This window comes from Tabrizicola sp., assembly GCF_030694085.1.
Lineage (GTDB): Bacteria > Pseudomonadota > Alphaproteobacteria > Rhodobacterales > Rhodobacteraceae > Tabrizicola.
This window is the reverse complement of record NZ_JAUXZE010000071.1, coordinates 20,837-32,922: the sequence shown is the minus strand read 5'-3', so window position 1 is coordinate 32,922 and position 12,086 is coordinate 20,837. Positions and strand designations below refer to the sequence as shown.

Annotated in this window: 12 protein-coding genes; 7 read left to right on the top strand and 5 right to left on the bottom strand. The window is 67.0% G+C overall.

The genetic code is table 11. The features are described 5' to 3' along the window. Window positions 1–83: 83 nt before the first annotated feature. Window positions 84–950, bottom strand: a complete 867-nt coding sequence (locus tag Q8M85_RS15735) for a PfkB family carbohydrate kinase (RefSeq protein WP_305546296.1) — start codon at window positions 948–950, stop codon at window positions 84–86. 113 nt (window positions 951–1,063) lie between these two features. On the opposite strand from Q8M85_RS15735, the gene Q8M85_RS15730 reads away from it, so the two are divergent. Further along, window positions 1,064–1,906, top strand: a complete 843-nt coding sequence (locus Q8M85_RS15730) for an amidohydrolase (RefSeq protein ID WP_305546295.1) — start codon at window positions 1,064–1,066, stop codon at window positions 1,904–1,906. A gap of 1 nt (window position 1,907) precedes the next feature. Here the strand turns inward: Q8M85_RS15730 and Q8M85_RS15725 are convergent, their stop codons facing one another. Next, on the bottom strand, window positions 1,908–3,419 hold the full coding sequence (locus Q8M85_RS15725) for a UxaA family hydrolase (protein WP_305546293.1): 1,512 nt from the start codon (window positions 3,417–3,419) through the stop codon (window positions 1,908–1,910). Window positions 3,420–3,484: 65 nt separating this feature from the next. Between Q8M85_RS15725 and Q8M85_RS15720 the strand changes: the two genes are divergently transcribed. Then, window positions 3,485–4,225, top strand: a complete 741-nt coding sequence (locus Q8M85_RS15720; RefSeq protein ID WP_305546291.1) for a GntR family transcriptional regulator — start codon at window positions 3,485–3,487, stop codon at window positions 4,223–4,225. Continuing rightward, the gene (locus Q8M85_RS15715; RefSeq protein WP_305546289.1) at window positions 4,222–5,187 is read left to right on the top strand and encodes a sugar phosphate isomerase/epimerase family protein; all 966 of its coding nucleotides are present in this window, start codon (window positions 4,222–4,224) and stop codon (window positions 5,185–5,187) included. The genes Q8M85_RS15720 and Q8M85_RS15715 overlap by 4 nt, the downstream gene beginning before the upstream one ends. Before the next feature lie 81 nt (window positions 5,188–5,268). Here the strand turns inward: Q8M85_RS15715 and Q8M85_RS15710 are convergent, their stop codons facing one another. Further along, window positions 5,269–6,291 carry an aldo/keto reductase gene (locus Q8M85_RS15710; protein WP_305546287.1) on the bottom strand — a complete coding sequence of 341 codons (1,023 nt, stop codon included), beginning with the start codon at window positions 6,289–6,291 and terminating at the stop codon, window positions 5,269–5,271. 90 nt (window positions 6,292–6,381) lie between these two features. On the opposite strand from Q8M85_RS15710, the gene Q8M85_RS15705 reads away from it, so the two are divergent. The 4 genes from Q8M85_RS15705 to Q8M85_RS15690 are packed head-to-tail and all read left to right on the top strand — an operon-like array spanning window position 6,382 to window position 10,485. Next, window positions 6,382–7,194, top strand: a complete 813-nt coding sequence (locus Q8M85_RS15705; RefSeq protein ID WP_305546285.1) for a BtpA/SgcQ family protein — start codon at window positions 6,382–6,384, stop codon at window positions 7,192–7,194. Continuing rightward, window positions 7,191–8,279: a M42 family metallopeptidase gene (locus Q8M85_RS15700; RefSeq protein WP_305546283.1), complete on the top strand. Its 1,089-nt coding sequence runs from the start codon at window positions 7,191–7,193 to the stop codon at window positions 8,277–8,279. Before Q8M85_RS15705 ends, Q8M85_RS15700 begins: the two co-directional genes overlap by 4 nt. After that, complete coding sequence (locus Q8M85_RS15695) at window positions 8,276–9,751, top strand: FGGY-family carbohydrate kinase (RefSeq protein WP_305546281.1); 1,476 nt, start codon at window positions 8,276–8,278, stop codon at window positions 9,749–9,751. Before Q8M85_RS15700 ends, Q8M85_RS15695 begins: the two co-directional genes overlap by 4 nt. Next, a complete protein-coding gene (locus Q8M85_RS15690; protein ID WP_305546279.1) occupies window positions 9,748–10,485 on the top strand; it encodes a creatininase family protein in 738 nt (245 codons plus the stop codon). The genes Q8M85_RS15695 and Q8M85_RS15690 overlap by 4 nt, the downstream gene beginning before the upstream one ends. Window positions 10,486–10,578: 93 nt before the next feature. Here the strand turns inward: Q8M85_RS15690 and Q8M85_RS15685 are convergent, their stop codons facing one another. Together Q8M85_RS15685 and Q8M85_RS15680 are read right to left on the bottom strand one after the other, a co-directional pair. Next, window positions 10,579–11,034, bottom strand: a complete 456-nt coding sequence (locus Q8M85_RS15685) for an RbsD/FucU family protein (RefSeq protein WP_305546277.1) — start codon at window positions 11,032–11,034, stop codon at window positions 10,579–10,581. 86 nt (window positions 11,035–11,120) lie between these two features. After that, on the bottom strand, window positions 11,121–12,086 hold the full coding sequence (locus tag Q8M85_RS15680; protein WP_305546275.1) for a carbohydrate ABC transporter permease: 966 nt from the start codon (window positions 12,084–12,086) through the stop codon (window positions 11,121–11,123).

Below are 12,086 nucleotides of genomic sequence, written 5' to 3'. Positions count from 1 at the left end.
GCACCCTTGCGCGCAACGTTACCGGATGTCAGCCGCCTGGGAAGGCCCCGCGAGCAGCCCCGCAGCGAAAAACCGCGCCGGCCTCAGCTTCCCCCGCTCACATGCCGGGCGGCCGCGCGCGAGGCCGCCTCGACGGCGGCGCGGAACGGGATGCCGCGCGCAAGGCCCGCGCCCAGCGTGCCGACAAAGGCGTCCCCCGCGCCGTGGCTGGACACGGCCTGCACCTTTTCCGCAGCCAGGGTGAAGACCCCGTCATCGGGTGTCATCGCTGCCAGACCCAGGCTTCCCGCGGTGACGATGACGCTGCCGAAGCGGTCGGACAGCAGGCGGGTCGCAGCGGCGGCGCTTGCAAGGTCAACCACGGCGCCCGCGCCCATCATCTCGGCCTCGACGGCATTGACGACCAGGATGTCGACCAGCGCCACGAAGGCATCGGGCAGCGCCCGCGCCGGGGCGGCGTTCAAGAGCGTGCGCACCCCCCGCCGTTTACCCTCGGTGGCGGCGGCAAGGTTCATGGCCTCGGCAACCTCGTTCTGCAAGATCAGAAGCCCGACATCCTGCCACACGGCCGGATTCTGCACCGCAGCCGCGTCGATCCTCAGGTTCGCGCCCGAGACGATGGTGGCGGCATAGTCGCCCGCCGCGTCCAGGATCGCCACGCTCATACCCGAGCCCACATCCGGCAGCGTCGCCACGAACCGATCGTCCACCCCCCCGGCCTGCAAGCCCGCGCGCAGGTAGGTGCCGAACGCGTCATCCCCGACCGCACCCAGCATCCGGCAGTCCGCCCCCGCCCGTGCCACCGCGACGGCCTGGTTGCCGCCTTTGCCACCGAACTTCGGATACCAGCGCCGCCCGATGGCGGTCTCGTCCCGGCGCGGCAGATGGTCGGCCTCGACCATGATGTCATGGTGCAGGGAGCCTGCGACAAGGACAGTGGGGCGGGTCACTTTGGGCTCCGTTCGCTGGGGCGGTCAGGTTACGGACGCAAGCCCAAAGCGCAAGCTGTTCCAAACTGGGGTCCGCAGTGTAGCATCGCCGAAAACCAGCGCACGAGACCCAGATGCCCAGTTTCCCGATCGTCGACAGCCACCTGCACCTCTGGGACCCGCGGCGCCTGGACTATCCCTGGCATTTCCCCCCGCTGGACCGCGCCTTCCTGCCCGCCGATTTCCGGGCCGCCAGCGCCGGAATAGCCATCGAGGCCTTGGTATTTCTGGAATGTGATGCCGCGCCGGACCAGGCCTTCGACGAGGCGCAACTGGTCCTGGACTGGGCGAAGGAAGAGCCGCGCATCGCCGCGATGGTCTGCAACGCCCCGCTGCAGAACGGCGACGCAGCCCGCGCCGATCTGGAGCGTCTGGCCGCGACGGAAAAGGTCCGCGGTGTCCGCCGCATCTACCAGGACGAGCCCGACCCGGCCTTCTGCCTGCGGCCCGATTTCGTGACCGGCGTGCGGGCGCTGGCCGACTATGGGCTGTCGTTCGACCTGTGCCTCAAGCATCCGCAGTTGCAGGCCACCATCGCTCTTGCCGATGCCTGCCCGAACGTGCCGATGGTCCTGGACCACATTGCCAAGCCCGGCATCAAGGCGGGCCTGATCCAACCCTGGGCCGACCAGATGCGCGATCTGGCACGACGCAAGAACGTGGTCTGCAAGCTGTCCGGTGTTGCCACCGAAGCCGGTGCCGACTGGACGCCGGAAACGCTCCGCCCCTACATGGATGTCGCGCTGGAGGCCTTCGGACCCGCCCGCATCATGTTCGGCGGCGACTGGCCGGTCTCGACCCTGGCCATTACCTATCCCGCCTGGGTGGCGCTGGTCGATGATTTGATCCGCGATCTGTCCCAGACCGAGCAGCGGCAGATTTTCCGCGACACGGCCCGGACCTTCTACCGCCTGTGACCTACATCACCGCGCCGATCTGCCAGGGCACGAATTCCGCCCCGCCAAAGCCCAGTTCCTCGGACAACGTCTGCTCGCCCGATGCGACGGCGATGATCTTCTCCAGGATTTCCGCGCCCTTGGCCTCGATCGAAACCCCGTCGATGATGTCGCCGCAGTTGATGTCCATGTCCTCGGCCATCCGCTGATACATCTCGTTGTTGGTGGCCAACTTGATGCAGGGGCTGGGCTTGTAGCCCGAGACGGACCCGCGCCCGGTGGTGAAGACGATCATCGTGGCCCCGCTGGCGATCTGGCCGGTGACGCTGCAGGGGTCATAGCCGGGGCTGTCCATGTAGACGAACCCCGGCGCGGTGATCGGCTCGGCGAACTTGTAGACCCCGGACAGGGGCGCGGTGCCGCCCTTGGCCACGGCACCCAGCGACTTTTCCAGGATCGTCGTAAGGCCGCCGCGCTTGTTGCCGGGGCTGGGGTTGTTGTCCATCTCGCCGCCATTGATCGCGGTGTAGTTTTCCCACCACCTGATCCGGTCGATCAGCTTTTCGCCGACCTCGGGCGCGACGGCGCGGCGCGTCAGAAGATGCTCGGCCCCGTAGATTTCCGGCGTCTCGGACAGAATCGTCGTGCCGCCCATCCGCACCAGCAGATCGCTGGCATGGCCGAGGGCCGGATTGGCCGTGATCCCGGAATAGCCGTCGGAACCCCCGCATTGCAGGCCAATGATCAGCTTGGACACCGGGGCGGGCTTCCGCGCGACCTTCGAGGCGACCTCGGCCATCTCGCGCAGGACGTCCAGGCCCTTGGCGATCGTGGCGCGGGTGCCTCCGGTGCCCTGAATCGTCATGTAGCGGAAGTTGCCGTCGGGGCGCAGGCGGCCCTGCCCCACCAGGTCCGGGACCTGCATCACCTCGCAGCCTAGACCGACCAGCAGGATGCCGCCGAAGTTCGCGTTCCGCGCATAGCCCTTCAGCGTCCGCATCAGCGTGTCATAGCCCTCGTTCACGCCGGACATCCCGCAGCCGGTGTTGTGGACGATGGGCACGAAGCCGTCGATGTTCGGCATCGCTGACAGGACAGGGTCCTTTTCGGCCGCCTCGGCGATGAAGCGGGCGACCGAACCGGAGCAGTTCACCGAAGTCAGGATACCGATGTAGTTCCGCGTCCCTACCTGCCCGTCGGCGCGGTGATAGCCCAGGAACTCCCGCGCGGGCAGAGGTGGCAGCGGGGTCGCGCCCTGCCCGATGGCATAATCCGTGCTGTGCGGCCCCATCCCAAGGTTGTGACTGTGGATATGCCCGCCCTCGGGGATGTCCTCGGTCGCCTGGCCGATGGACTGACCGTAGCGCAGCACGATCTCGCCCTTGGCAATCGCCCGCGTCGCCAGCTTGTGCCCCCGCGGCACCGGCCCCGGCAGAGGCACCGAAACACCCGGCACCGTCGCGCCCTTCGCAAGGTCGGTCAAGGCGATCACCAGGTTGTCCGTCGCGTGCAATCGGATCGTCGCATCCGCCATCATATCCCCCCTTCGGTCCGCGCTTGGTTTCTTGACAGGCGGGCCGCCAAGTCTAACATGTTAGCATGCTACAAGCGCCTCCGACCGGATCACAAGACCAGAATGGCGCAGCGCGGCTTTTGCCGCTGGAGCGGTTCCAGGGCTCGCTCGGCCAGCGGGTCTACCAAAGCCTGAAACATGCGATCCTGACGCTGGCCTACCGGCCCGGAGACATCATCCGCAAGCCCGAGATCTGCGAGCGTCTGGGCGTGTCGCGCAGCCCGGTCGCGGATGCGGTGGCTCGGCTTGCCGCCGATGGGCTTGTCGATGTCATCCCGCAGGCCGGCACCTTTGTCACCCGGCTGTCGATGACCGACATCCGCGAAGGCGCCTTCATCCGCGAAGCGATCGAGGTCGCCGCCGCCGAATTGGTGGCCGAGCAGATCACCGAGGACCAGCTGCGCGACCTGCGCCGCAACCTCAAGCTGCAAGAGGCGCTGGTGGCCGACGGCGACTCCCAAGGTTTCATGACGCTCGACGGCCAGATGCACGAGATGATGCTCTCCTTCACAGGCTTTCCCCGCCTGCCGCAGGTATCGCAGACCGCCTGGCTCAGCGTGCACCGGGCGCGCCAGCTGATCCTGCCCGTGGAAGGCCGCATGCAGGCGACGCTGGAGGAACACCGCGCGATCCTTGCGGCGTTTGAGGCACATGACCCGGAGGCGGCGCGCCTGGCCGTGCAGCACCACCTGCGCCAGCTTCTGACCTATCTTCAGCCGCTGGAACGCGCCCACCCCGAGCTCTTCTCACATCAAGGACTGTCATGACCCTGCCGAACCGCCCGCGCTATGCCACCCGGCTGAATGCGTTCAAGACGAAGGGCGACACCGTGGCCCAGATGATCGCCGCAGCGGGTCGCGTCGGGGGCCTTGATGCCGCCGACCTCAACTTCCCCGACCATTTCGACCACCACACCCCCGCGCAGCTGTCACAACTCCTCTCCGACAACGGCATGGCGCTGAACGGCCTGGCGATGCGCTACTATACCGACCCCGGCTTCCGTCTTGGCGCCTTCTCCCACCCCGACCCCAGCACCCGCCGCGCCGCCATCGACCTGACAAAACGCGGGATCGACGCGCTGGCCGCGATGGGCGGTCGGCTGATGACACTATGGCTGGGGCAGGACGGGTTCGACTATTCGTTCCAGGCCGATTACGCGCGCCAGTGGGATGACAGCATTTCGGCCATCGCCGAGGTCGCCGACCACAACCCGGCCGTCGACATCGCCATCGAATACAAGCCGAACGAGCCCCGCGCCCATGTCGTCATGCCCGACATGGCCACCACCCTGCTGGCCCTGGCCGAGGTTGCGCGTCCGAACACCGGCGTCACCCTTGACTTCTGCCACATGCTTTTCGCGGGCGAAATGCCGGCGCGCGCCGCGATGCTGGCCGGGCGGAGCAGCCGCATCCTGGGGGTTCACCTCAACGACGGCTACGGCAAGCGCGACGACGGGCTGATTGCCGGGTCGGTGCACCCGGTGCAGACGGTGGAGTTGTTCATGGCGCTCGACCGGCTGGGGTATGACGGGGTGATCTATTTCGACACGTTCCCCGACCACGGCGGTACCGATCCGGTGGGCGAGGCACGGGCGAACATCGCCGTCAGCGACCGGCTGCGCAGTGTTGCGCGGTCGCTGGCCGGGAATTCCGCTCTGGCCGACGCGCAGGCCCGGCAGGATGCCGCTGCTGCCACCCGGATCGTCCTGGGCGCGCTCTACGGCGCCTGAGGACGCTCGTCGGCGGACTGCGTCCCTCCTCGCTCGGGCGGCGCACCGACGAGAAGCCGAAGGCGCACGAGGAGGCCCCCCTCAGATCGGCGCATCGGCGCGGATCAGGCCTTCGGACCGCAACTCCTCCCACAGCGCCTGCGAAATCGTCGCCGCTGCGGCCTGCAGGTTCGACGTCATCTCTGCCAGCCCCTGCCCGCCAGGAATCACCGAAACCACCGCCGGATGCCGCAACGGGAACTGGAACGCCGCATCGACCAGCCGCACCCCATGCGCCTGACAGACGGCCTGCAACCCTGCGGCCTTGTCCAGCACCCAGTCCGGTGCTGGAGAGTAATTATAGTGCACCCCCGGCCTCGGCCCCGTCGCCAGAATGCCCGAGTTGTAGGGGCCGCCGACCACGATCCCCACGCCCCGCGCCTGACACAGGGGTAGAAAGCTTTCCTGCGCCTCCTGCTCCAGCAGCGTGTAGCGGCCCGCCAACAGGAAGATGTCGAAATCCCCCCGCTCCAAGAGCCACTGGCACGGCTGCCATTCATTGATACCGCCACCAAAAGCCCGGATCACCCCCTGGTCGCGCAACGCGACCAGCGCCCGGTAGCCGCCCGCCATGAAGGCGTCCAGCCGGTCCCGCAACGCCGCTTGCGTGCCGTGGTTGAAGAGGTCGAGGTCATGGGCATAAAGGATGTCGATCCGGTCCACTCCCAGCCGTTCCAGCGAAAACTCCAGGCTCCGCATCGTGCCGTCATAGCTGTAGTCGTAAATCTCCTTGCGCGACGGGACGTCGACCCACTTGCCTGCACCATCGCCCTGGCCCGGCGGGACCGCCTGCAAAAGCCGCCCGACCTTCGACGACAGGACGTAACTGTCTCTCGGCTTGCCCCGCAAAAGCCGGTTCAGCCGGGTCTCGGACAGCCCCAATCCGTATAGTGGCGCGGTGTCATAGTAGCGCACCCCACCCGCCCAGGCCGCCTCCAGCACCGCATGGGCGTCGTCGTCGGAGATTGCCTTGAACAGGTTGCCCAAAGGGGCCGCGCCGAACCCGAGTTCGGTAAAGGTCAGCCCCCCGTTCCCCAGCCGATCCCAGTGTCTTGTGGCCAGCATCCGCCCCTCCCAACGCTGCTGACATGCTAGTGTGTTCGCACTTTTCGTCCATCCCCTTTCACGCTAGCGTGGGCGCCAGTGGAGGATCACATGTCACGTTTCAAGGCCGTTTTCGGCGACCGTAAGCCCATTATCGCCATGGTCCACCTCGGGGCCTCCCCCGGCGCGCCGCTCCATGATGCCGAGGCTGGGGTGGAGGGCATCCTTGCCGCCGCCCGCGCCGACCTGCACGCCCTCCAGGCCGCCGGGTTCGACGCGGTGATGTTCGGCAACGAAAACGACCGCCCCTATGAGCTGAAGGTCGACACCGCGACGTCCGCCACGATGTCCTATGTCATCGGGCGTCTGCGGGATGAGATCACCGTCCCCTTCGGCGTCAACGTCCTTTGGGACCCGATGTCCAGCTTCGCCGTCGCCGCCGCCACCGGGGCCGCCTTCGTGCGTGAGATCTTCACCGGCACCTATGCGTCCGACATGGGCGTCTGGGCCCCCGACGCCGGGGCCGCCGTCCGCTACGCCCAACGCCTTGGGGCAGGCGGCGTCGCGCGGCTTTACAACGTCTCGGCCGAGTTCGCCGACAGCCTCGACCGCCGTCCGCTGCCTGACCGCGCGCGTTCCGCCGTCTTCTCCTCGATCCCCGACGCGGTGCTGGTGTCCGGCGCGATCACTGGCGAGGCCGCGCGGATGGAGGACCTGGAGGGCGTCAAGCGCGTGCTGCCCACCACCCCGGTCCTCGCCAACACCGGCGTCAAGCACACCACCGTGGCCGATGTCCTTGCCGTGGCCGACGGTTGCATCGTCGGGTCGGCCCTGAAAGTGGGCGGAGACACCTGGGCCGCCGTCGACCCCGACCGCGCCGCCGACTTCATGGCCCGCGCCCGCGCCGCACGGGGCGGGAAATGACGCTCCCCTCCGTCGCCGACCTGACCACCGAACTGATGCTGATCTCCGGCCTTGCGGGGTATGAGACCCGCGTCGCCGCAGCCATCGCAGCACACCTCGATACACTCGGCTTGGCCCACACCTCCGACCGCCTCGGCAATCTGACCTGCACCCTCCCCGGCGACCCCGCCCTGCCGCCGGTGATGGTCTTCACCCACATGGACCAGCTCGGCTTCATCGTCCGCAAGGTGGAGCCCACCGGCCTCATCCGCCTCGAACGCCTCGGCGGCGTCCCCGAACGCGCGCTTCCCGCCCAGGCGGTCCTTATCTGCACCGATCAAGGCGACCTCCCCGCCCTGATCGCCAACAAAAGCCACCACGCCACCACGCCGGACGAGAAATACAAGGTCCTCCCCTACGCCGATCTCTACGTCGACGCGGGCTTCACCTCGAAAGCCGAAGCGGAAGCCGCTGGCGTGAAGATCGGCACCCCCGTCACCTACCTGCCCCGCGCGCTGACCCTCGCCAACGGCCGCATCGCCGGCACCTCGGTCGACGACCGCGCGGGCTGCGCCGCCCTCCTGAAACTCGCCGAAGTCCGCCAGGGCAGACCCGGCCCCACCCTCCACCTCGTCTGGTCGGTGCAAGAGGAATACAACCTCCGGGGAGTCCTTCCCGCCGCGACCGCCCTTGCCCCCGCCATCGCGCTGCAGATCGACCTCCTCCTCGCCTGCGACACCCCCGACATGACCGCCCGAGGCGACATCACCCTTGGCGGCGGTCCCGGCATCAGCCTTTATTCCTTCCACGGTCGCGGCACCCTCAACGGCGTGATCCCGCACCCTGCCCTTGTCCGTCTGTTCGAACAAGCCGCAGACACTGCCCACCTCCCCCTCCAACGCTCCGCCCACACAGGCGCCCTCACCGACCTCAGCTACATCCAGTTCATGGGCCCCGAAGGCGTCGCCTGCCTCGATGTCGGCTTTCCCATGCGCTACTCCCACTCCGCGCTGGAAGTGGTCGACCCCAAGGACCTCGAAGGCCTCGTCACCCTCCTCGACACCGCGCTTTCCGCGATCACCCCAGACCTGAAGCTCACCCGATGACCCAAACTTTAGGAATCGACATCGGCACCTTCGAATCCAAAGGCGTCCTCGTCGACGCCCAGGGCCGCATCACCGCGCAGGCCAGCCGCCCGCACAAGATGATCGTCCCCCGCGCCGGGTGGGCCGAACACCGGGCCGAGGAGGACTGGTGGGGCGACTTCGTCCACATCACCAGGGCGCTCCTGTCCCAGTCCGGCCTGAACCCCAAGGACATCAAGGCCGTCGCCGCCTCGGCCATCGGCCCCTGCATGCTGCCCGTCGACAGCGCGGGCAAACCGCTGATGAACGGCGTCCTCTACGGCGTCGACACCCGCGCCACGGACCAGATCGCCGCGCTCAACGCCCGGATCGGCGAGGCGACCATTCACCAACGCTGCGGCAACGCGCTCACCTCGCAATCCGTCGGGCCCAAGATCCTGTGGCTCAAGGACACCCACCCCGACCTCCATGCCCAGACCGCGATGGTCCTCACCTCGACCAGCTACCTGACCTGGAAGCTGACCGGCGCATACGTCATCGACCACTACACCGCCGCGAACTTCTCGCCGCTCTACGATGTCACCACGCAGGACTGGACCACCGACCTCGCGCCCGAGATCATCCCGCTCGACAAGCTGCCGAAACTGATGTGGTCCACCGAAATTGCCGGCCACGTCACCGCCGCCGCCGCGCGGGAAACCGGCCTGACGGAAGGCACCCCCGTCACCTGCGGCACCATCGACGCCGCAAGCGAGGCGGTCAGCGTCGGCGTCCAAGCTCCCGGCGAGATGATGCTGATGTATGGCTCGACCATCTTCATCATCCAGGTCACTGGCCAGCCGGTCCGCGACCCGCGCCTGTGGTATGCGCCTTGGCTTTTTCCCGGCACCCACGCCTCGATGGCGGGGCTGGCGACCAGCGGCACGCTGACCCACTGGTTCCGCGACCAGCTGGCGCGCGACACCGACTTTGCCGCTCTCGTCACCGAAGCGACAACAAGCCCCAAAGGCGCCAAGGGCCTCCTCTGCCTGCCCTATTTCTCCGGTGAGCGCACGCCCATCCACGACCCCCACGCCCGCGGAGCCTTCTTTGGCCTGAACCTCACCCACACCCGCGCCGACATGTTCCGCGCCGTCTGCGAAGGCATCGCCGCAGGCACCGCGCATGTGCTGGAAACCTATGCCGAAGTTGGCGCGTCCCCCGCCCGCGTCCTCGCCGTCGGCGGGGGCACGAAGAACCAGCTTTGGCTGCAGGCGACCTCGGATTTCGGCGGCGTGGCGCAGCACGTTTGCGAAAAGACCATCGGGGCCAGCTATGGCGACGCCTTCCTTGCGGCGCTCGCCATCGGGGCCGTGCAACCGCAGGACATCCAGACCTGGAACCCTAACGCTACGACCGTCCAGCCGGAAGCCGTCCCGGCCTACACCGCCCAATACCACCTATGGAAGCGCCTTTACTCGCAGACCCGCGACCTGATGCAGGCTCTGCCGTGACCGAGTTCGCCCGCCTGCGTCCGCACCAGCTGCAAGCGGCCATCGCGGCGAACACCCCCGTTGTCCTGCCCATCGGCGTCATGGAGTATCATGGCCAGCACCTGCCCGCCGGAGTGGACCTACTCGCCGTGACCGAAGTCCTCGCCCGGCTGGGCGACGCAATCATCACCCTGCCGCCCTTCGCATATGGCGCGGCTTCTCACGCCGTCGCGGGGCCAGAGGGGACCGGGACTCTCCACATCGACGCCGGGGCAATAGTCCCCTTGGCCGAGGCGCTGTTCACCGCGCTTCTGAACGCGGGCTTCCGCAACATCCGCGGCGTGATCCACCACCAGACCGAAGGTTTCGACCAGGGGATGCCCACCGACCTCGCCTTCCGCCTCGCGGGCCGCAACGCGATCATGCGGTTTCTGGAGGCGACGCGCGGCCCCGGCTGGTGGGGCGACCGGGGGATGCAGGATTACTACGCACAGCAGGCGGAAGGGGCGGACCCGTTCAACTGGATACAGATCCACCCCCTATTCCCCAAGGGCGCGGACTTTCCGTTTGACCACGCCGGACAGGGTGAGACGGCGCTGATGCAGGCGCTGGCACCCGATACGGTGGACATCGCCCGCGCCGGGGATGGCGGCCATTGGTACACCGAGGATGCGGGGCAAGCCTCTACCGAGCTGGGGGAACGCGGCGTCCAGATCGCGCTGGCCCATATGCGGCAGGTGCTGGGTCTGGGCTGACGCGTCACCCGAACCCGCTCGTCGATGACTTCGTCACTCCTCGCTGACCCTCCGACGAGAAGCCGAAGGCGCACGAGGAGGCGTCCGCCCATCCTACAGTTCTGCCAGGTCCACCACGCCCTTCTTCAGGATGAAGCAGCCGTAGGGGCCTGAATCCGCCGTGCGGATGATCGCGAAAGCCCTTTTGGCGGCGGCGTAGAAGTCGAACCGCTCCAAGGCCTCGATGGTCACCGGGCGGCCCTCGGCCTGATCGACCACCGTTTGCATGCGGGCAAAGATCGGCACCTGGCCCTCCGGGTTGCCCACCATCTGCATCCGGCTGACCGGGGCCGGAACGAAGCTGTCAAGCGGCATCAGCGTCAGGATCGCCTTTGCGGCGGTCGGGATATCACAGCCCGCCATGTCGATCAGGCGACCATAGGTCGTCTCGGCCGCAATGGTCGCCGCCGGATGGTTCACGTCGCAGATCACCAGATCGTCACCATGCCCCATCAGCATCAGGACATGCACGATTTCGGCCGAAAGCCGCTGGTCGATCCCTTTCAGCACGCTGTCTCCAAATCTGAAGAAATCCCTAACAAGAAATCCCAAGCCATTGTTTCAGAAGGATTTCCAAAGTTTGTCCACCGTGGACACTACTTGACCGCCCCCGCCGCCATCCCCTTGATGATGAACCGCTCCAACACGATCCCGATCACGATCAAGGGCAGGATCGCGGCAAAGGACAGGGCCGCCATCGACCACCAGTTGATCCCCTGGCTGCCGGTCTGGCTTGCCACCATCACCGGCAGGGTGTTCGCGTGGGTCGAGGTCAGAAGGGCCGCGAAGAAATACTCGTTCCAGGTCAGGACGAGGCTCAGGATGAAGGCCGCCACCATCCCCGGCAGCGCGATGGGAACGATGATCGTCAGGAACGCCCCCCAGATCGACAGCCCGTCGACCAGAGCCGCTTCCTCCAGCTCGGTCGGGATCGTCTCGAACTGGTCCTTCATGATCCAGATGACGATGGGCAGGACCGACAGCGTGTAGAGAAGGATCAGCCCGATCCGCGTATCCAGCAGCGCCAGTTCCTTGTAGAGAACCAGGAACGGCAGGGCGAGCACGACAGGCGGCAGGATCAACTGCGACAGGAAGAAGAACAGGATGTCGTCGTTCTTCATCCAGCCGAACTTGTAGCGGAACCGCGACAGCCCATAGGCCGCCATCGCCCCCAGCACGACCGCCAACGTCGAGGAGACCAGCGCCACGATGGCCGAATTCGCGAACCGCTTCAAGAACTCGGCCCGGACCGTGCTTTCCTGTTGCAGGGTCTGCGGGGACAGGCCGATGGACTCCCAGCCTTTCCACTTTGGCGCATAGAACAGCGACTTTGCCCAGTCCCCCTCGGGTGTCCAGGCTGGCGGAAAGGGGATCATCTGGCCCTGCATCACGTTCGGGGCCATCTTGAAGCTGGTCGTCGCGGTCCAGTAGATCGGGAACAGGCAGATCACCGCCCAGAAGACCAGAACACCATAGATCGCGACGCGGCTGGCCCACCACTTCATGCGGAAGCCGCGGTCGGCCTCGCTGTCGCGGAAGATCTGGACGGGTGTTTCAGTCAT

Coding starts and splice junctions, on each gene's coding strand:
- Q8M85_RS15730 (WP_305546295.1), top strand. CDS start 1,064: ATGCCCAGTTTCCCGATCGTCGACAGCCACCTGCACCTCTGGGACCCG.
- Q8M85_RS15725 (WP_305546293.1), bottom strand. CDS start 3,419: ATGGCGGATGCGACGATCCGATTGCACGCGACGGACAACCTGGTGATC.
- Q8M85_RS15720 (WP_305546291.1), top strand. CDS start 3,485: ATGCTACAAGCGCCTCCGACCGGATCACAAGACCAGAATGGCGCAGCG.
- Q8M85_RS15715 (WP_305546289.1), top strand. CDS start 4,222: ATGACCCTGCCGAACCGCCCGCGCTATGCCACCCGGCTGAATGCGTTC.
- Q8M85_RS15710 (WP_305546287.1), bottom strand. CDS start 6,291: ATGCTGGCCACAAGACACTGGGATCGGCTGGGGAACGGGGGGCTGACC.
- Q8M85_RS15705 (WP_305546285.1), top strand. CDS start 6,382: ATGTCACGTTTCAAGGCCGTTTTCGGCGACCGTAAGCCCATTATCGCC.
- Q8M85_RS15700 (WP_305546283.1), top strand. CDS start 7,191: ATGACGCTCCCCTCCGTCGCCGACCTGACCACCGAACTGATGCTGATC.
- Q8M85_RS15695 (WP_305546281.1), top strand. CDS start 8,276: ATGACCCAAACTTTAGGAATCGACATCGGCACCTTCGAATCCAAAGGC.
- Q8M85_RS15680 (WP_305546275.1), bottom strand. CDS start 12,086: ATGACTGAAACACCCGTCCAGATCTTCCGCGACAGCGAGGCCGACCGC.